Source organism: Comamonas sp. 26 (assembly GCF_002754475.1).
GTDB lineage: Bacteria > Pseudomonadota > Gammaproteobacteria > Burkholderiales > Burkholderiaceae_C > Comamonas.
Genome location: NZ_PEFL01000002.1, coordinates 77,250 through 95,023, shown reverse-complemented (window position 1 = coordinate 95,023; position 17,774 = coordinate 77,250). Strand labels below are relative to the sequence as shown.

Annotated in this window: 17 protein-coding genes; 8 read left to right on the top strand and 9 right to left on the bottom strand. The window is 59.8% G+C overall.

What is annotated here, in order from left to right; translation table 11 throughout:
- Positions 1-57: 57 nt before the first annotated feature.
- Positions 58-1,719 (bottom strand): CTP synthase, encoded by a 1,662-nt coding sequence (locus CLU84_RS14980; protein WP_099738104.1) that lies wholly within the window; start codon positions 1,717-1,719, stop codon positions 58-60.
- A 113-nt stretch (positions 1,720-1,832) separates the two neighbouring features.
- Between CLU84_RS14980 and coaBC the strand changes: the two genes are divergently transcribed.
- The 4 genes from coaBC to CLU84_RS14960 all read left to right on the top strand — a co-directional run bounded on the left by coaBC (position 1,833) and on the right by CLU84_RS14960 (position 5,202).
- Positions 1,833-3,059, top strand: a complete 1,227-nt coding sequence (gene coaBC, locus CLU84_RS14975) for a bifunctional phosphopantothenoylcysteine decarboxylase/phosphopantothenate--cysteine ligase CoaBC (protein WP_099738103.1) — start codon at positions 1,833-1,835, stop codon at positions 3,057-3,059.
- 42 nt (positions 3,060-3,101) lie between these two features.
- Entirely contained in the window at positions 3,102-3,623 is a 522-nt protein-coding gene (locus tag CLU84_RS14970; protein WP_099738102.1) for a hypothetical protein, read from the top strand.
- A gap of 151 nt (positions 3,624-3,774) precedes the next feature.
- Positions 3,775-4,224: a dUTP diphosphatase gene (gene dut / locus CLU84_RS14965; protein ID WP_099738101.1), complete on the top strand. Its 450-nt coding sequence runs from the start codon at positions 3,775-3,777 to the stop codon at positions 4,222-4,224.
- Positions 4,225-4,587: 363 nt separating this feature from the next.
- Positions 4,588-5,202 carry a glycine zipper 2TM domain-containing protein gene (locus CLU84_RS14960; RefSeq protein WP_099738100.1) on the top strand — a complete coding sequence of 205 codons (615 nt, stop codon included), beginning with the start codon at positions 4,588-4,590 and terminating at the stop codon, positions 5,200-5,202.
- Positions 5,203-5,262: 60 nt separating this feature from the next.
- Here CLU84_RS14960 and CLU84_RS14955 read toward each other — a convergent pair whose 3' ends face one another.
- On the bottom strand, positions 5,263-5,784 hold the full coding sequence (locus CLU84_RS14955; RefSeq protein ID WP_099738099.1) for a peptidylprolyl isomerase: 522 nt from the start codon (positions 5,782-5,784) through the stop codon (positions 5,263-5,265).
- Positions 5,785-6,004: 220 nt separating this feature from the next.
- Here CLU84_RS14955 and CLU84_RS14950 point away from each other — a divergent pair, with 220 nt between their 5' ends.
- Positions 6,005-6,751, top strand: coding sequence for a DUF2076 domain-containing protein (locus CLU84_RS14950; RefSeq protein WP_099739035.1), 747 nt, complete (start codon positions 6,005-6,007; stop codon positions 6,749-6,751).
- Positions 6,752-6,873: 122 nt separating this feature from the next.
- On the opposite strand, the gene CLU84_RS14945 is transcribed toward CLU84_RS14950, so the two are convergent.
- The 6 genes from CLU84_RS14945 to CLU84_RS14920 all read right to left on the bottom strand — a co-directional run bounded on the left by CLU84_RS14945 (position 6,874) and on the right by CLU84_RS14920 (position 13,083).
- Complete coding sequence (locus tag CLU84_RS14945; protein WP_099738098.1) at positions 6,874-8,325, bottom strand: aldehyde dehydrogenase; 1,452 nt, start codon at positions 8,323-8,325, stop codon at positions 6,874-6,876.
- A 22-nt stretch (positions 8,326-8,347) separates the two neighbouring features.
- Positions 8,348-9,061 carry an ABC transporter ATP-binding protein gene (locus CLU84_RS14940; RefSeq protein WP_099738097.1) on the bottom strand — a complete coding sequence of 238 codons (714 nt, stop codon included), beginning with the start codon at positions 9,059-9,061 and terminating at the stop codon, positions 8,348-8,350.
- Positions 9,054-9,824: an ABC transporter ATP-binding protein gene (locus tag CLU84_RS14935; protein ID WP_099738096.1), complete on the bottom strand. Its 771-nt coding sequence runs from the start codon at positions 9,822-9,824 to the stop codon at positions 9,054-9,056. The genes CLU84_RS14940 and CLU84_RS14935 overlap by 8 nt, the downstream gene beginning before the upstream one ends.
- Complete coding sequence (locus tag CLU84_RS14930) at positions 9,821-10,771, bottom strand: branched-chain amino acid ABC transporter permease (protein ID WP_099738095.1); 951 nt, start codon at positions 10,769-10,771, stop codon at positions 9,821-9,823. Before CLU84_RS14930 ends, CLU84_RS14935 begins: the two co-directional genes overlap by 4 nt.
- A complete protein-coding gene (locus CLU84_RS14925) occupies positions 10,768-11,643 on the bottom strand; it encodes a branched-chain amino acid ABC transporter permease (protein ID WP_099738094.1) in 876 nt (291 codons plus the stop codon). The genes CLU84_RS14930 and CLU84_RS14925 overlap by 4 nt, the downstream gene beginning before the upstream one ends.
- 216 nt (positions 11,644-11,859) lie before the next feature.
- Positions 11,860-13,083: an amino acid ABC transporter substrate-binding protein gene (locus CLU84_RS14920; protein WP_099738093.1), complete on the bottom strand. Its 1,224-nt coding sequence runs from the start codon at positions 13,081-13,083 to the stop codon at positions 11,860-11,862.
- Positions 13,084-13,344: 261 nt separating this feature from the next.
- Between CLU84_RS14920 and CLU84_RS14915 the strand changes: the two genes are divergently transcribed.
- The 3 genes from CLU84_RS14915 (at position 13,345) to CLU84_RS14905 (ending at position 16,331) form a co-directional block, all read left to right on the top strand.
- On the top strand, positions 13,345-14,313 hold the full coding sequence (locus CLU84_RS14915) for a helix-turn-helix domain-containing protein (RefSeq protein ID WP_099738092.1): 969 nt from the start codon (positions 13,345-13,347) through the stop codon (positions 14,311-14,313).
- 249 nt (positions 14,314-14,562) lie between these two features.
- Entirely contained in the window at positions 14,563-15,687 is a 1,125-nt protein-coding gene (locus CLU84_RS14910; protein WP_099738091.1) for a cupin domain-containing protein, read from the top strand.
- Between the two features lie 380 nt (positions 15,688-16,067).
- Complete coding sequence (locus tag CLU84_RS14905; RefSeq protein ID WP_099738090.1) at positions 16,068-16,331, top strand: hypothetical protein; 264 nt, start codon at positions 16,068-16,070, stop codon at positions 16,329-16,331.
- A 266-nt stretch (positions 16,332-16,597) separates the two neighbouring features.
- Here the strand turns inward: CLU84_RS14905 and bamC are convergent, their stop codons facing one another.
- Entirely contained in the window at positions 16,598-17,710 is a 1,113-nt protein-coding gene (gene bamC, locus CLU84_RS14900) for an outer membrane protein assembly factor BamC (protein WP_099738089.1), read from the bottom strand.
- Positions 17,711-17,774 lie beyond the last annotated feature (64 nt).

Below are 17,774 nucleotides of genomic sequence, written 5' to 3'. Positions count from 1 at the left end.
CTTCATTTTTCAAGCGCTGGCAGCTCCTATTTCAGGATTGATTCCGGTGGACGGGAATCAGGCCTTTTTGCCCGAACGAGCCTTGTTGTCCATCGCTGCCTTGATGAAGGCATTGAACAGGGGGTGGCCTGCCCAGGGAGTGGACTTGAACTCGGGGTGGAATTGCACGCCGATGTACCAGGGGTGAGTCTTGGCAGGCAGTTCCACGATTTCGGTCAGCTGCTCACGCTGAGTCAGCGCCGAGATCACCAGACCGGCTTCACGCAGCTGGTCCAGGTACTGGGTGTTGGCTTCGTAGCGGTGGCGGTGACGCTCGGTCACCACATCGCCATAGATGCTGTGGGCCAGTGTGCCGGGTTGCACGTCGGAGGACTGTGCGCCCAGGCGCATGGTACCGCCGAGGTCGGAGTTGGCGTCACGTGTCTTGATCGTGCCGTCCGCATCTTTCCACTCGGTGATCAGCGCGATCACGGGGTTGGGCGTTGCAGGGTCGAACTCGGTGGAGTTGGCGCCTTCAAGACCAGCCACATGGCGGGCGTACTCGATGGTCGCAACCTGCATGCCCAGGCAGATGCCCAGGTAAGGCACTTTGCTTTCGCGGGCGAACTTGGCTGTCGAGATCTTGCCTTCCACACCGCGAGAGCCGAAACCGCCGGGCACCAGAATGCCGTCGTATTCCTTGAGCAGCTTGGCTGCATCGCTGTCGTGAATGGTTTCCGAATCCACGTGCGAGATCTTGACGCGTACATGGTTGCGCAGACCCGCGTGCTTGAGTGCTTCGTTGACCGACTTGTAGGCGTCGGACAGCTCCACGTACTTGCCCACCATGGCGATCTTGACTTCACCTTGGGGGTGCTCGGTCTCGTGGACCAGATCATCCCAGCGCTTGAGGTTGGTAGGGGGCGTGTTCAGGCGCAGCTTGTCGCAGATCAGGCCGTCCAGACCTTGCTCGTGCAGCATGCGGGGCACCTTGTAGATGGTGTCCACGTCCCACATGGAGATCACACCCCACTCGGGAACGTTGGTAAAGAGAGAAATCTTTTCCTTCTCTTCATCAGGCACCTGGTGCTTGGCGCGGCACAGCAGAGCGTCGGGCTGGATACCGATTTCGCGCAGCTTCTGCACGGTGTGTTGTGTGGGCTTGGTCTTGAGTTCGCCGGCCGTTTCGATGAAAGGCAGGTAAGTCAGGTGCACAAAAGCGGAATTGTTGGGGCCGAGCTTCAGGGCCAGCTGACGGGCAGCTTCCAAGAAGGGCAGGGACTCGATGTCGCCCACGGTGCCGCCGACTTCGCAGATGGCAACATCCACTTCGTGGTCTGTTCCCAGACCGGCGCCGCGCTTGATGTATTCCTGAATTTCGTTGGTGATATGGGGGATGACCTGTACGGTCTTGCCCAGATAGTCACCACGGCGTTCTTTTTCCAGCACGGACTGGTAGATACGGCCCGTGGTGAAATTGTTGGTCTGACGCATGCGCGTTTCGATGAAACGCTCATAGTGGCCCAAGTCCAGATCGGTCTCGGCTCCGTCATCCGTCACGAACACTTCACCGTGCTGGAAGGGCGACATCGTGCCCGGGTCCACGTTGATGTAGGGGTCGAGCTTGATGAGGGTGACTTTGAGACCGCGCGATTCGAGGATCGCTGCAAGGGAGGCTGAGGCGATTCCCTTACCGAGGGAAGACACCACACCGCCGGTGACGAAGACGAACTTGGTCATGTCTTTTATTGGTGGTGGTAAAACAGGATTATAGGTTCGCCACGAATTTCGGCGTGGCGTACAGGGATGCTTGAGTTGCAGAAAACTGGCTCAGGTCTGATAAATTGCGCAGCATGAATGACGTGTTCGCAGGCAAACATCTGGTGCTGGGTCTCTCCGGGGGCGTAGCTTGTTACAAATCGGCCATTTTGTGCCGTTTGCTGGTTCAGGCCGGCGCTACGGTCCAAGTGGTCATGACGGAGGCGGCTGAGCAGTTCATGACAGCCGTCACCATGCAGGCGCTTTCTGGGCGCGCAGTCTACACCTCTCAGTGGGATGTGCGTGAGCCCAACAATATGCCCCACATCAACCTGAGCCGAGAGGCCGATGCGATTCTCATCGCCCCTTGCAGTGCAGACTTCATTGCGCGCCTGGTGCAAGGCCGTGCCGATGAGCTGCTGAGCCTGATGTGCCTGGCACGCCCCACGGATAAAGTGCCTCTGCTGCTGGCCCCGGCCATGAACCGCGAAATGTGGGCCCACCCCGCAACCCAGCGCAATCTGGCGCAGGTGCAAGCCGATGGTGCCAAGGTGCTGGGCGTGGGCAACGGCAGCCAGGCCTGCGGTGAGACGGGTGACGGCCGCATGCTGGAGCCCGAAGAAATCATGGAAGAGCTCGCCGCCCACTTCACGGTCAAGCGCCTGGAAGGTCAGCATCTGCTCGTGACCGCCGGCCCGACCTTTGAGGCGATTGACCCGGTGCGCGGCATCACCAATTTGTCGAGTGGAAAAATGGGGTTTGCCATTGCCCGCGCCGCGCAGGAGGCGGGCGCGCAGGTCACTGTGGTGGCTGGCCCCGTGCACCTGCCCACGCCGCGTGGCGTGATGCGTATCAATGTGCAATCGGCCCGCCAGATGCAAGAAGCCGTACAGTCGCAGGTGGGAAATGCCACTATCTTCATAGCTACTGCCGCTGTTGCAGATTGGCGACCAGCCGAATTTTCGGATCAAAAGATCAAGAAAGACGGCTCTGGCGATGTGCCAGCCATGAGCTTTGTTGAAAACCCCGACATTCTGGCGGGCGTCGCCCAGTCTGCGCAGGCCAAGGCTGGCAAGCTGTACTGCGTGGGTTTTGCGGCGGAAAGCCATGACCTGCTCAAGCACGCCACGGCCAAGCGCCTGCGCAAGGCCGTGCCGCTGCTGGTGGGTAATATTGGGCCGGCCACTTTTGGCAAGGACGACAATGCGCTGCTGCTGATTGATGATAAGGGCACGAAAGAGCTGCCCCACGCCAGCAAAGACGTTCTGGCGCGGCAGCTGGTGGATGAAATTGCCCTGCGACTGCCCGCTGTGAAGTCGTAATTTGGCAGCCCTGACCGAACACTGAGCCTTAGGAACCTGAACATGATCCCTTCCAGCTATGAAGGCCCGCGCAATGGCGACTATGTGGCCTATGTGGACCAGTTGCTGCGTGCCAGTCCTGAGTACCGACGTACCCAACGCAGCATTGCTGGAGCGATGCATTCCGCTGTGATTACGCCCGGGGGGCAGGCCAGCTCACCCATGAGCCAGTTGCGCGACACCCTGCAAAAAGCCAGAGACATGGCTGAGCAGCAGGTGGAGCGCAAGCCTGTCATTCAGAAGACCGTTGCCAGCCGCACCGCTGCGGCCCACCCGGTGCGAGGGGGCAAGAGCGTCAGCAAAGAAGAAGCCCAGCAGCGCTTCAAGGCGCTTGAGCGGGACATTGAAAACCAGAAGGCACAGGCTGCGACGCAGAAGAAGCCGTGGATTTCGCCTTTCTCCCTGGCGATGATCGTGGGCGGAACCATCATTGCGCAGTTTGTGCCGGGCTTTGGCGCCATTCTCTCCATCATGGGCTTGATGACCCTGGTGGGCGGCGTGCTCAACCGCCTCAAGGCTAAGTAGGGCCAATAAGGCAGGCAAGCCGAATCTGCTGCGCATTTTTTGCGTCTGCAAAAGGGCGACAATGGCGTCTTTTATTCAATAACCAGACGCAGCAGCGCCGCGCTCTGGATCACTGCAAGGCCCGGTTCCCGGGCTTTTTGCCAAGGTTTTTATGAACGTAGATGTCAAGATTCTCGATGCGCGCCTGCGCGAAAACATGCCCGCTTACGCCACGCCCGGCAGCGCCGGACTGGACCTGCGCGCTTGCATCGATGCGCCCGTGACGCTGGAGCCCGGCCAGTGGCAGCTGATTCCCACCGGCATGGCCATGCACCTCAAAGACCCCAACTACGCCGCTCTCATCCTGCCGCGCTCGGGCATGGGTCATAAGCACGGCATTGTGCTGGGCAACCTCGTGGGCCTGATTGACTCCGATTACCAGGGCCAGCTCATGGTCAGCGCCTGGAACCGCTCGCAAACCGCTTTCACGCTGCAGCCCATGGACCGCCTGGCTCAGCTGATGATCGTGCCCGTGGTGCAAGCCCAGTTCAATTTGGTCGATGACTTCGCCGACGCCAGCGAGCGCGGCGAAGGCGGTTACGGCTCTACAGGCAAGCAATAAGCCTGCGCTTTGGCGACTGAGGTGGAGGACAGTGTGCCGACATGCCCACCAAATACTGAATTTTTAGTAGCACGCTGCGCTTGCTCTGACTCGTATTGATAGAGCTATCTATCAAGAATGAAGCAGACCAGGCGCTGCATGCTATGTATCAAGAATGAAGCAGATCAGGCGCTGCATGCTATGAATTCAGAATCAGCCTGCTGCCTTCGACGGCGCAGTCTATTGTGAGCAAATGTGAATCTGGTCGTCCAAAAGGCAGCGCGGTGCGTTGTAGTTAAAGGGCAGACCGAACAGGGTTTGCATCAGTACTCACAACAGATATTGCGACCCATGCACAGCGCATGCGTCAGTCAGGAGATTTCCATGCAAGTCATTCAACGCTGGGGCCGCGTGGCCATGGTTGGCGCAATTGCCGCAGTTCTGTCGGCCTGCGCTGCATATCCTCAAGGCAGCTACCAAAATAGCTACCCTGCACAGGGCGGCTATCAGCAAGGTGGCTACTCTGGCTCGGGCTTTCCTGCCACCACGCAGACCTACCCTGTGGGCAGCATGCCAGCGCAAGGCTATCCCGCGAACAATTGCGACTACAACAATCCCAACTGCTATTCACAGCAGCAGCAACAGCCTCAATACGCCCAGCAGGGCCGCGTGATGAATATTGAAACCGTGCGCGTGCAAGACGGCAGCGGCGTGGGTGCCGGTGGTGCCATTGCTGGCGGCGTGATCGGTGGCGTGCTGGGTAATCAGGTCGGCAAGGGCTCTGGCCGCACACTGGCCACTATTGCCGGCGTGGTGGGTGGCGCTCTGGCTGGCAACGCCGTGCAAAACGGCGTGGGCGGCGGCAGTGTGCGTGACGTGTACCGCGTGACGGTGCAGCTGCAAGACGGCAGCATGCGCGCCGTTGACTACCAGTACGCACCACAGTTCAGCGTTGGTGACTATGTGCGTGTGGAAGGCAACCAGATCTTTCGCCGGTAAATATCGGGACAATGAAAAAGGGACTCCTTGGAGTCCCTTTTTTTGTTTCAAGCACCGCGATCAGTGCAGTGTGTCATTGCCCGGAGCCTGAGGCTCGATGCGGAAAAAGCCTGTCCCCGCAGTGCCGCGGCCCACTTCTTCTTCGGTCGCATTGCGCACGGCTTCGATCTGCACATGAATGCGCAGCGCAATGCCGGCCAGCGGGTGGTTGCCGTCCAGCACCACATGCTCGGGGTAGATTTCTGTGACGGTGTAGAGCAGGCCTGGCAGCACGGGGTTGGTGCCCTGGGGCATGGCGCTGCTCTCGAAGGTCATGCCTTCTTCGATCTCGGCTGGGAACAGCTCGCGCTTTTCCAGGAAGATCAGGGTTTCGTCATAGTCGCCAAACGCTTCTTCGGGCTCCAGGTGCAGGTCCAGCTTGTCGCCAGCCACATGGCCTTGCAGAGCTTCTTCGATGCGCTTGAGCAGATCATCACCGCCGACGAGAAAGTCCACCGGCTCGTCCAGCACGTCCAGCTCTTCGCCCAGAGTGTCTTTCAGTGTCCAGGTCAGAGCGACCACGCATTGTTGGGTAACTTCCATGGTGTGTATGCAGTTGGGTGAGCTGCAGGCCAGTCCCGCAGCAAAAAATAAAACGCAGCCACGACTGTGGCGCAATGGCTGGCATTGTCCCATGCGTAGCTTGTCACTGCATCAGGGGCGTTTTGTTACACCTTGCAAAAAGCGCTTGCACGGCCTTCACATTGGCGCTCTTGCAGGCCTGCATACTGGCCCTATCTTTGGTTCCATAAAGGACCGCATCATGACCTCTCAAGAACAACAATTGCTGCAAGACCTGTGCGCGCGACTGACGCTGACGCAGGGGCAGCCCAAAGACCCGCAGGCCGATGCTGAACTGCGCAGCGGCCTGACCGCCGCGCCCGATGCCGTTTACTGGCTGGCCCAGCGTACCTTGATGCTGGAGCAGGCGTTGCAGCAGGCGCAAAAGCAGATCAGCGAGCTGCAGCAGCAAGTGCAGCAGGCCCAGCAAAACCAGAATCAGGCTGGCTCCAGCTTTCTATCGGGCGGGCTGAGCACGCACTTTGGCCGTGCGCCAGAGCCTTCTGTGAATGCCGCTAGCGCGCAGTCGTCGTATCAAAGCCCCAGCCAGTTTCAGCCAGCCATGCCAGCATCCAGCTGGCGCGATCGCTTTTCAGGCGGTGCCACATCCAGCGCCGCATCCAGTTCCCCCAGCGCTGCTCAGCCCGCAGCATCGCAAGGTGGCAGTTTTCTGGGCAGCGCCGTAGCGGCAGCGGCCGGTGTGGCGGGCGGCATGTTTTTGTTCAACGGGCTGGGTAATCTGATGGGCAACCAGCACGCCAGCTCTGCCAACCCCTTGGGCAGCAGTGAAAGCAAACCGCTGGCCCAAGACAGCAGCACGCAGAACCTGAACGAGGGCAGCGGCAGTACATCCAGTCTGGCTGATGACGCAGGCCTTGGCAGCATTGATAGTGCAGCCAGCGGCAGCTGGGATGATGGCGGTGGCTTCTTTGATGACGACTTTGCGTGATTCAGTACTTTGAGTGTTTTTAAGCTCCAGCCCTTGTTCATAAAGCTCTAGCTACTATCAAAAACGAAAGCCGCCCGGCAGCAATGCGCGGGCGGCTTTTTCATGGCTGCTTGAATAGCTGCTTAGAACGGGTAGTGGCGCTCTGCCGTCTGCATGGTCACCCAGCGGGTTTCGGTAAAGGCGTCAATGCCTTGCCGTCCGCCGAAGTGGCCGTAGCCCGAGGCCTTGACGCCGCCAAACGGCATCTGCGCCTCGTCATGCACGGTGGGACCGTTGATGTGGCAGATGCCGGCCTCGATGCGTGCCGCCACGCGCCAGCCTCGGGCGGTGTCCCGGGTGAAGACGGCGGACGACAGGCCGAATTCGTTGTCGTTAGCCGTGGCAATGGCTTCTTCTTCGCCGTTGACGCGAACAATGGCTTTGACGGGGCCAAAAGTCTCTTCGTGAAAGATGCGCATTGCGGGCGTCACATGATCAATCAGCGTGGCCGGCATCAGCGTGTTCTCCGCCTTTCCGCCGCAGACGATCTTCGCGCCCTTGGCCAAGGCGTCGTCAATCATGGCGTTGCAGCGCTCCACCGTGGCCAGATCGACCACCGAGCCCAGCACGACCGGGCCTTTGCGTGGGTCGCCCAGCGGCAGGCTCTGGGCCTTGGCTGCAAACTTGGCGATGAACTCCTCGGCCACTTTGCTGTCCACCACAAAGCGCTCGGTAGACATGCAGATCTGGCCCGAGTTGGCGAAGGCACCAAAGGTGGCAGCATTGACTGCGGCATCGATATCGGCATCGTCCAGCACCAGAAACGGTGCTTTGCCGCCCAGCTCCAGCAGGGCCGGTTTCAGGTGCTTGGCACAGGTCTGGCCGATGATGCGACCCACCTTGGTGGAGCCGGTAAAGCTGATGCGGCGCACGGCTGGGTGGGCGACGATGGCTTCAACCACGGTACCTGCGTCGTCGGGGGCATTTGTCACAAAGTTCACCACGCCAGCGGGCAGACCTGCGTCCTGCAGTGCTTCGATGATCAGGCCGTGGGTGGCAGGGCAGAGTTCCGAACCCTTGAGGATCACGGTATTGCCGCAGGCCAGAGCGGTGGAGATGCTGCGCACGGCCAGAATCACCGGCGCGTTCCAGGGCGCAATGCCCAGCACCACACCGGCGGGTTGGCGCACGGCCATGGCCACGCTGCCGGGCACGTCGGAGGGGATGATTTCGCCATTGATCTGCGTGGTCAGCGATGCGGCTTCCAGCAGCATGCTGGCGGCAAGATGCACGTTAAAGCCGGCCCAGATACCCGAGGCTCCGGTTTCGGCGGCCATGGCTGCTGCAATGGCCTCGCCTTTGGCTTCGAGCGCGTGCGATGCCTTCATCAGCATGGCGCGGCGGGCATTGGGGCCTAGCTGCGACCAGGCGGGGAAGGCCGCCGCAGCGGCATCACAGGCGCGAATCGCATCCTCGGTCGTCGCAGCCGGGGCGCGTGTGGCCACGGAGCCATCCAGAGGATTCTTGCGCTCGAAAGTCGCGCCATTACTGGCCGCGCATTCCTGGCCACCAATCAGCATTTTTTGTTCAATCATGAGAGTTTCTCCTTGTCATTGCTCAATGTTCACCGCCCAGGTAGGCACGTCGTACCGCCGGGCTGTTGGAAAGTTCTGTGGCTGAGCCTTCGCCCACAATGCGCCCCGTTTCCAGCAGATAACCGCGATCGGCAATCGCCAGGCTCTGGCGGGCGTTCTGCTCTACCAGCAGCACGCCCATGCCAAGTGTTTTGATGTGGGCCAGTGCCGCAAACAGCTCCTTGCACATCAATGGCGACAGGCCTAGCGATGGTTCATCCAGCAGCAAAATATCGGGCTGGCTCATCAGCGCGCGGCCCACGGCCACCATTTGCTGCTCACCGCCGCTCATGGTGCGCACGGCTTGGGGCAGGCGGTCGCGCAGCTTTGGAAAGAGGGCAAAGACCTGTTCCAGATTCTTGGCCTCATTGACTCGAGCACGCTGTGGCTGCGCGCCCAGCTGCAGGTTTTCTTTCACGCTCAAATCACCAAACACGCCGCGCCCTTCGGGGACCAGCGCCAGGCCTGACTGCACGATAGCGTGTGCGGGCAACAGCATCAGTTCCTTGCCGGCTAGTTGCGCACTGGCACCGGCCTGCGGCGTGACCATGCCGCCCAGCGCCTTGAGCAGACTGGACTTGCCCGCTCCGTTGGCGCCCAGCATGACGACCAGCTCTCCGGGCTGCACGTTCAGGCTGACCTGGTGCAGGGCTTCGTGCTTGCCGTAGCTCACCGAGATATTGCGTACATCAAGCATGGTGGGTCTCCGCAGTTGCTTCTTCACCACCATCCACATCTTCACCCAGGTAGGCGCGCACGACTTCGGGTTCCTTCAGTACTTGTGCCGTGGGGCCGTCGGCTATTTTTGTGCCTGCATTCATCACCACGCAGCGGCTGCACAGGGCGTGTACGGCGTCCATCACATGCTCGACCATGAGAATCGTCAGCCCCGTGGCCTGCAGCTGCTGAATCAAGGCAATGCCTTGCTGCAGCTCGGTGGGGTTTAGGCCTGACAGCCATTCATCCAGCAGCAGAATTTGCGGCTCAAGCGCCAGGGCGCGGGCCAGCTCCAGCCGTTTTTGGTTGATGTAGGTGAGATCGCCTGCAGGTATGTTCGCAAATTCGGCTAGACCGACCTGCGCCAGCAGCGCTAGTGCACGCGGCGTGGCGGCTTTGCCAAACAGCGGCCGGGGCTTGAAGGCCATGCCGGCAATGACGTTGTCCATGCAGCTCATGGATCCCAGCACCTTGACCAGCTGAAAAGTGCGTGCAATGCCCAGGCGCGCAATCTGGTGGCTTTTGAGGCTGTGAATGGGCTGACCATGGAACAAAATTTCGCCGCCGTTGACGGCCAGCGCGCCCGAGATCAGATTCATGGCCGTGGTCTTGCCCGAACCGTTGGGGCCAAGCAGGCCCACGACTTCACCGGGGTAAATGTCAAAGCTCAGTTCGTTGACGGCGACCAGTCCGCCAAAGCGCTTGGTGGCCGAGCGCACGGAAAGCAGGGTGGCTGTTTTCATGGCTTGTCCACCTTCCTGGCTGAGGTTTTTTCAAACAGCTTGGCCAGCACGCCGGACAGGCCTTGGGGGATGAAATACACGATCACGATAAACACCAGACCCAGCAAAATCGAGAAATGGTTGGGGAAGTTGGCGCCCAGATATTCAAACAACAGCACCAGCGGCACGGCACCCAGAATCGGGCCGAACAGCGCACCGGCACCGCCCAGCAAGGCCATGATCAGCGTCTGGAACGAGATGGCGGGCGCAAAGGCAATGCTGGGGTCGATATAGGTCCAGCGCGGGGCCATGATGGCACCGGTGACGGTGATGAACACGGCGCTGACGGTGAACAGCAGCACCTTGGCATGCGTGGTGTTGATGCCTACGTGGGTGGCCACGGTTTCATCCTCGCCAATCACGCGCAGGGCCAGACCCAGACGCGAGCGGTTGATGAGCGCACGCAGCGCCAGCACCAGGGCCAGCAGGGTCAGCAACTGCCAGTAGATGTCGAGCTGGGTGATTTCTACAAACACATAGCGGCCCAGGTCTTTGGTGATGTTCACCTCCCACCAGGTCACCAGCTGCTTGACCAGCTCGGCCAGGCCGAAGCTGAAGATCACAAAGTACACGCCCGACAGTCGCAACGTGGACAGGCCCACCAGCAGCGCGGTGACCAGGCCCACGCCGGCGGCAATGGCCAGCACGGCAGCCCAGGGCAGCGACTCACCGAACACGGCAGTGACATAGGCACCAAGGCCGAAGAACGCCACGGTGGCCAGCGAGATATAGCGCGTTGGCCCAGAGAACAGCGCCCAGGCCGTGGCCAGCACGCAGTACATGAGGATGCTGATGAGCAGGGACAGGTAGTACTCGTCCGTCAGCCAGCGCGGCAGCAGGGCCAGACCGGCAGTGGCGATGGCGCAGATGGCCCAGATCAGAATTTCTTTGCGGTTGATCGGGTTCATCGTGCAGCCCTCCCGAACAGGCCTGTGGGCTTGAACAGCAGCACCAGCAAGAAAACAGCGTAGTTCACGGCCAGCGTCAGGCCGGGGTCGATGAAGGATGCCACCAGTGTCTCGGCAAAGCCCAGTAGCATGCCTGCGACCAGACAGCCCATGAGATTGCCCACGCCACCCATGATGACGACAATCAGTGCCTTCATAGCAAACATGGTGCCCATGCTGGCCGAGAAGGGTAAAAACATGCTGACCATCACGCCGCAGACGGCGACCAGTGCACCGCCCAGCCCGTAGGCCAGTGCGGCGGTACTGCGCACATTGATGCCGACCAGATGTGCAAACTGCGGAGCCACTGCCACGGCCCGCACCACGGCTCCGGCGCGGGTGCGCGTCAGCAGCAGGTACAGACCCCCGCCCAGTACCAGTGCCACGACCAGCACCAGCAGGCGGTTGGCGGCGACCTTGCTGCCCAGAATCTCAACCGTGTCCGACAGATAGGTGTAGCTGTGATAATCGCCGCCAAACATCACCAGCATGATGCCTTGCGCAACAAACAGCATGCCAAAGGTGGCCAGAATCGAATCCACCTCCAGCGAAGGCCCACCCTTGGCGCGGCGCACCAGCGGGGTCAGCAGCAGTTGGTAGATGACCCACTGCACGGCAAAGCCCAGCGGCACAACGAGTGCCAGCACAAGCAGGGGTGAAACACCCCAGTCAGTGACCGCGAAAAAAGCCAGAAAGGCCGGCGCAATCAGAAACTCTCCATACGAGAGATTCATGATCCGCGCCACGCCGTACTGCAGCGTCAGCCCCATGGCCACCAGGCCGTAGAGGCCGCCGAGCATGGCACCTGCAAGAAGAATGTCTATAAAGTTCATAGCGTGTACCGCTCGTGATTCATTGTTCTTGTTATGAAATCAATGCAAAGTGAAAGCGAGACATGCGCAGCCAGCTCTTGTTTTGATAGTTCTAAAAGCTGAGCGCAGTGTTTGAATAGGCATGGCTTAGTAGCGGGACAGCGAGCAAAGGCCGCCCCGCAGCGAGGCTGTAGTCCCCCTCCCGCGAAGCGAGAGAGGGGGAAGGCGCGTAGCGCCTCAGGGGGAGCTGCGGGGGATTACCGCAGGTTTAACCCCCGCCCGTGTAGTCGGCGCAATCGCATTGAACTCACCGTTCTGCCATTGGCCCACATGCCAGAGCTTGGTCAGCATCTGGCCTTCCAGCTTCACGTTGCCCAGCACGGTGTCGAAGCTGCCGGTCTTGAGTTCCTGGGTCACGGCGGCGCGGTCGATCTTGCCCACGCGCTCAATCGACTGCTGCAGCATCTGCAGCGAGGTGTAGACGATGGGGCTGGCAAAGCGGTCCGACTCTTGGCCCGTGACTTCCTTGAAGCGCTTCAGATAGGCCTGCATCTGCGGGTTGCTGGCGTCGATGCCGCCGGGGGCCATCACGCCTTCAGCCGCCGCGCCAAACTTGCCCTTGAACATGGGAAACTGCGTGCCCACGCCGGTAAACAGCACCTTGGGTGTCAGGCCCAGTGTCTTGGCTTGCTCATTGATGAGCATGGTGTCGGGCGGGTAGGAGTAGGCGACGAAGGTGTCTGCACCCTTGCCCTTGGCTTCATTAATGACGGGCGTCATGTCCTGCGTGCCTATGGGGTAGCTCTTGTCGTACACCAGCTCAAAGCCATGCTGCTTGGCCGCCTTGCGCGTGGCATTGGCCAGCTCCACGCCAAAGCCGTCGGCGATGTTGATCATGGCGATCTTGTTGTTGATCTTGCCTTCCTTCTTGGCCTTTTCCAGCATGGCGACCAGGTCCTCGGCGTACTCGCCGCCAGTGCCCAGGAAGAAGAAAGCGTGCTTCCAGCGCTTGGCCAGCTCGGGTGCCTTGTCGGTCACCGCAGTGGCTGCCAGCAGCGGGTACTTGTGCTTTTCGTAGGTGGGGCCGACGGCGAGGTTGGAGCCTGTGCTCCACGGTGGCAGCACAAAGTCCACCTTGTCCTGCGTGATCAGGCGCTCAGTGGCGCGCACCGCTTCTTCAGTGCTGGAGCGGTCGTCGTACTCAATGACTTCAACCGGCACCCGCTTGTTGTAGGCTTTGAGCATGATGCCGCCTGCGTCATTGATCTCCTTGACCCAGAGCTTGTAGTTGGGCGCGGTGGTGACGGAGGTGCCACCCGCGTTGATGCCGGTCTTGGCAATGGCCCAGCCGATGCGGATGGACTTGGGTGCCTCTTGCGCCAGAGCCGCGCCGCCCAGACCGGCCAGCGCGGTAGCGGCGACCAGGCTCTTGAGAATAAAGCGCTTGTTGCTGAGATTCATGCTTGTCTCCTGTGTGGATGGTTCCGGTTCCCAGGTCGGCAATATGCTCTGAACCCGGTTTTTACCCATCGTAGGAAAACAGCGCAGCAGGGGTTTGTCTGGGTGTGCACAAAGTCTTGTCTGGCCGTGCAGGCCTCTCTGGGTAAACACCAATTTCCCTGTGCAACGCTGGGCGCGAGAAAGAGGGTGTGCAGGCTGCTATGGATAATGAAGCATCCTGTTACGTGCAGGGAGAATGTTGTTTACGACCGAGGAGCCCGCATGCCCCAAGCCACCGCCGCTTATCAGACGACAGAGATGCAAGGCAAGCAGGCCATTGGTGCATGGCAGCACTGGATGTCATCGCTGTATGGGCTTGAAAGCGATGTCTATGACGACCAGCAGTTCTCGGCGCGTCTGAACACCTTTGAGCTGGGCGCCGTGGGCATGACCAAGATAGAGGCCAGCCGTCACCGTGTACGGCGTACCTCGGCCAGCATGGCCAGTCACAGCACGGACTTCCTCAAGATCGTTGCCCCCTGGCAAGGCACGGCCAGCGTCTGCCAGAAAGGCCGCCAGGCCCATGCACGCAGCGGCCAATGGCTGATCTACGACAGCACGCAGGAATACGAAGTCCTCAACCCCGAGTGGTGCGAGCACCTGATCATCACCCTGCCCAAAAGCCGCTTTGCCGAGCATGGCCGCGCCGTGGATGCGCTGATGGGCAGCTATGTGGGCGGCACCGAAGGCGTTTCGCGCATCGCGCTGGACATGATGCGTGGCATGTTTGCCGAATATCGAGTGATGGGGCAGGGCGTGGCCCAGCATGTGACGGATTCGCTGGTGCAGCTCATTCAGCTGTCTCTTCTAGATGCTTGTGGCCGTGCCTCAACGTTGAGCGCCAGCGAGCTGCTCAACAGCCGCATCAGGGCTTATGTGCGCCAGCATCTGCGTGACCCGGGCTTGTCTGCCGATGGCATGGCCGCTGCGCTCAACTGCAGCAAGCGCCATCTCTATAACGCCTTTGCCGATGACGAGCTGAGCATCAACCAGTATGTCTGGGCCCAGCGCATTGCGCTGTTTCAGCAAGATGTGCGCAAACTGGCCAACCAGCACTGCACGCTGACCGAGCTGGCGCTGGCCTGCGGCTTTGCCAGCGGCGCGCATCTGAGCCGCTTGTTCAAGCAGCACACGGGGCAGACGCCGGTGCAGTTCAGGGCCGGACTTGCGACGAGTCATCTGCTGAACTAAATGCCAAACAGGCCTGTAGCGCTTAACTATCAATCGTGAGCAGCTATCAAAGAAAGAGCTGCGGACGCACAAAAGTGCCGCAGTAGGTTAGATATCAATCCCTCTTTTCCCGGCACCAGAATGCCATCCGGGTCCAGTGCGCGCTTGATCTTGCGCTCGATCGCTTGGTCATTGATCTGCGCTGACCGGCGTTATTGGGGGCTATAGGACAATGCAGGCTATCGCTTAGAAAAGCAGGACCGTATTTCCATGGACATCAACACGCCACTCGCCTTGCTCGGCGGGCTCACCGCTTCCCAATTCATGCGCAAGCATTGGCATAAAAAGCCTTTGCTGGTGCGTCAAGCCATTCCCGGCTTTAAAGCACCTATCCCGCGTGCTCGCCTGCTGGCCATGGCCGGTGAAGAAGGTGTGGAGTCGCGCCTGATTCAGCAGCTTGACGGTGACAACTGGAAGCTGAGCCACGGCCCCTTGTCCCGCCGCAGCCTGCCCCCGCTCACCAAGCCGGGCTGGTCGGTGCTGGTGCAGGGTGTGGACATGCATGACGACAAGGCGCATGAGTTGCTGCAGCAGTTCCGCTTTGTGCCTGAAGCGCGTCTGGATGATCTGATGATCAGTTTTGCGACGGACAAGGGCGGCGTGGGTCCGCACTTTGACAGCTATGACGTGTTCCTGCTGCAAGCCCATGGAAAGCGTCGCTGGCGCATTGGTCGCCAGAAAGATTTGTCGCTGCAGGAAGACAAGCCTTTGAAGATTCTTGCGAACTTCGAGCCCGAAGAAGAGTTTGTGCTGGAGCCCGGTGACATGCTGTACCTGCCGCCCAAGTGGGCGCATGACGGCGTGGCCGAAGGCGAGTGCATGACGTACTCCATCGGCTTCCGTTCGCCTGACCGTGGCGAGATGGGTCGCGAGCTTCTGCTGCGCATGTCTGACGAGCCTGATGAACCAGAAAACCCCGTCATCTACCGTGACCCCAAGCAGGAAGCGGTCAGCAACCCCGCTGAAATTCCGGCTGGCATGTATGACTTTGCCCGCGAAGCTCTGCAAAAAGCGCTGGCCGAGCCGCTGGCGCTGGAACGTGCTCTGGGTGAGTACCTGTCGGACCCCAAGCCCAATGTCTGGTTCGAGCATGGCGATGAAAACGGCATGTTCGAAAGCGTTGTGCTCGATCGCCGCACCCGCATGATGTATGACGCCAAGCACATCTTCATCAACGGTGAAAGCTATCTGGCCGGTGGCCGCGATGCCACGCTGATGCGCAAGTTGGCGGACACACGGATGCTGTCTCGCAAGGACCTGGCAAGCGCCAGCGATGATGCGCTGGAGCTGCTGTCATCGTGGTTTGATGCAGGCTGGGTTCGCTCAGGCGATTGATTTGAGGGTGGACTTGTAACTGGCTCCGTGCTAAGTTACGGGGATACCCTCTATGGGTTCCTGCTGATCTGACGAGGCTTTGTACTGGTTGTGTAAATCTTTATGAAAGCTTTGTCAGGGAATTGACAGGAAAGAATTTATGGATCACAGTGTGTTCCATGGCAAGCCAAGGCTTGCCCGGTAAATAAGAAACGCACCGATTTGTGCAGATTTGTTTAGTTGCTGTCAGTGTTAGTCAGTAATGATCAAATCTACCTATAATGCGTGCTGAGTCGAATTTATCGTTTGACCTGATCTGCCATAGCGATCAATAGCTGCAAAAAGCTGACCGTAATGGCAATCTGCATACTGTCTGCTGAACCTCCAACTAGGAAACTGTCATGAAGAACTCTCTGATTCTGGCTACTGTGATTGCTGCTGCTGCTCTGGCTGCTTGCGGTAAGAAGGAAGAAGCTCCTGCTGCTCCCGCTCCTGCTGTGGAAGCTCCTGCTGCTCCTGCACCTGCTGCTGAAGTGCCTGCTGCTCCCGCCGCTGATGCTGCTGCTCCTGCCGCTGACGCTCCTGCTGCCCCAGCCGCTGACGCTGCTCCTGCTGCCCCAGCCGCTGACGCTGCTCCCGCCGCTGAAGCTCCTGCTGCCAAGTAATTCGCTGCATCAGCCAGCTTGAGGCCTAGGCCTCAAGCATGAAAAAACCGCACCTGAGTGCGGTTTTTTTACGTCTGAATTTCGCAGCCGATTTTCGAGCTGCGGATGCCTGTCGACATACAAGGTCTGCACCTGCACTTGGGCGGATTCTGACGGGCAAGCGCGTCATGAGCCTTGCAGCCCCCAAGCCGAAGTTCGATTCGCTCGGACATGAAAAAAGCCACCAGAGCCGAGCCTGGTGGCTTTTGTATGGTGTGCAGCGCTCTTTACTTCAGATCATCTGTGATGATGCGCACAATGCGCTGGCTGTTAGCGCTGCTGTCTGGCTGGCCTTGTTCGTTCAGAACGCTGACCTGAGACTTGTTGCCTTCCCCCTTGACCTGAATCTGGTACTTGGCGGGGGCAGCAGCTTCCTTACCTTGGCTGAAGATCTTGCTGAAGAAGCCCTTGCTTTCTGGCTTGGCGTTTGGATCGACATAACGCACAAAGTAGATGCCGCGGCTGCGGTCGCGGTCTTCCACGGTGAAGCCGGTGCGATCCAGCGCCACGCCCACGCGGCGCCAGGCGCGCTCGAAGCCTTCGTCCAGCTGCAGGGTAGGAACGCCGTTGACGGTGTCCATGCGCGCGTTGCTCGAAGCGACGGCGGCAGACTTGTCAGCCTTGGCCACAGCAGATGCCTGTTCTTCGCTCACGCCCAGCTTGACCATGATGCGGCGCAGGAATTCTGTTTCCAGCTCAGGATCGCGAGGGCGAGGCTGCCAGATGGTGTTGTCCTTGCGCTCGCTGGTGTAGACCTCTTGCATGCCACGGTGTGTGACATAGATGCGGGTCTTGCCATCGGCTTCACGCTCCAGGCGGGTGCGGAACTTGTCTCGCTCGCTGGTGGAGTAGAGCGAATCGAACACCTTGCCCAGGCTCTTGCGGATGATGTCTTGCGGCAGCTTGGCGCGGTTTTCGGCCCAGTCTGTTTCCAGAATGCCCAGCTGGCGATCTTCCATCGCGTAGATGAAACCGTTTTCCAGCCAGAAGTCACGGGTAGGTTCCCAGAGCTTGTCGGCAGCACGGTCCACCACCAGCCAGTGCTCGGCGCCGTCGCGCTCAATGCGGACGTCGCCAATCTTGTTGGCTGCTGTGCTGTTATCGGCAGGCTTTGCAGCCTTGGCATTAGCCTGCATGGCAGCTGCGGACACAACGCCACCAGGGACGTTGTAGCGCGAGTCTTGCGACAGCTGCGTCAGATCAGGAGGGACTTCAAGAGAAGGAGCTTGGTTCTTGCCCGCGCTCTTGTAGTCAATCTTGGTCTCTTGGAACGTGGTCGAGCAGGCAGAAAGACCCAGTGCGATGCTGAGCAAGCCCAAACGTGCTGTTTGTTGTTTCACGCGGATTGTCCTTGGGTAGCGGTTCAAGCTAAATGCGAAAAACCGCTAGCTTAGCGCAACTCAG

Coding starts and splice junctions, on each gene's coding strand:
- dut (WP_099738101.1), top strand. CDS start 3,775: ATGAACGTAGATGTCAAGATTCTCGATGCGCGCCTGCGCGAAAACATG.
- CLU84_RS14940 (WP_099738097.1), bottom strand. CDS start 9,061: ATGCTTGATGTACGCAATATCTCGGTGAGCTACGGCAAGCACGAAGCC.
- CLU84_RS14945 (WP_099738098.1), bottom strand. CDS start 8,325: ATGATTGAACAAAAAATGCTGATTGGTGGCCAGGAATGCGCGGCCAGT.
- CLU84_RS14950 (WP_099739035.1), top strand. CDS start 6,005: ATGACCTCTCAAGAACAACAATTGCTGCAAGACCTGTGCGCGCGACTG.
- CLU84_RS14905 (WP_099738090.1), top strand. CDS start 16,068: ATGAAGAACTCTCTGATTCTGGCTACTGTGATTGCTGCTGCTGCTCTG.
- CLU84_RS14910 (WP_099738091.1), top strand. CDS start 14,563: ATGGACATCAACACGCCACTCGCCTTGCTCGGCGGGCTCACCGCTTCC.
- CLU84_RS14915 (WP_099738092.1), top strand. CDS start 13,345: ATGCCCCAAGCCACCGCCGCTTATCAGACGACAGAGATGCAAGGCAAG.
- CLU84_RS14955 (WP_099738099.1), bottom strand. CDS start 5,784: ATGGAAGTTACCCAACAATGCGTGGTCGCTCTGACCTGGACACTGAAA.
- CLU84_RS14925 (WP_099738094.1), bottom strand. CDS start 11,643: ATGAACTTTATAGACATTCTTCTTGCAGGTGCCATGCTCGGCGGCCTC.
- CLU84_RS14960 (WP_099738100.1), top strand. CDS start 4,588: ATGCAAGTCATTCAACGCTGGGGCCGCGTGGCCATGGTTGGCGCAATT.
- CLU84_RS14935 (WP_099738096.1), bottom strand. CDS start 9,824: ATGAAAACAGCCACCCTGCTTTCCGTGCGCTCGGCCACCAAGCGCTTT.
- coaBC (WP_099738103.1), top strand. CDS start 1,833: ATGAATGACGTGTTCGCAGGCAAACATCTGGTGCTGGGTCTCTCCGGG.
- CLU84_RS14980 (WP_099738104.1), bottom strand. CDS start 1,719: ATGACCAAGTTCGTCTTCGTCACCGGCGGTGTGGTGTCTTCCCTCGGT.
- CLU84_RS14920 (WP_099738093.1), bottom strand. CDS start 13,083: ATGAATCTCAGCAACAAGCGCTTTATTCTCAAGAGCCTGGTCGCCGCT.
- CLU84_RS14930 (WP_099738095.1), bottom strand. CDS start 10,771: ATGAACCCGATCAACCGCAAAGAAATTCTGATCTGGGCCATCTGCGCC.
- CLU84_RS14970 (WP_099738102.1), top strand. CDS start 3,102: ATGATCCCTTCCAGCTATGAAGGCCCGCGCAATGGCGACTATGTGGCC.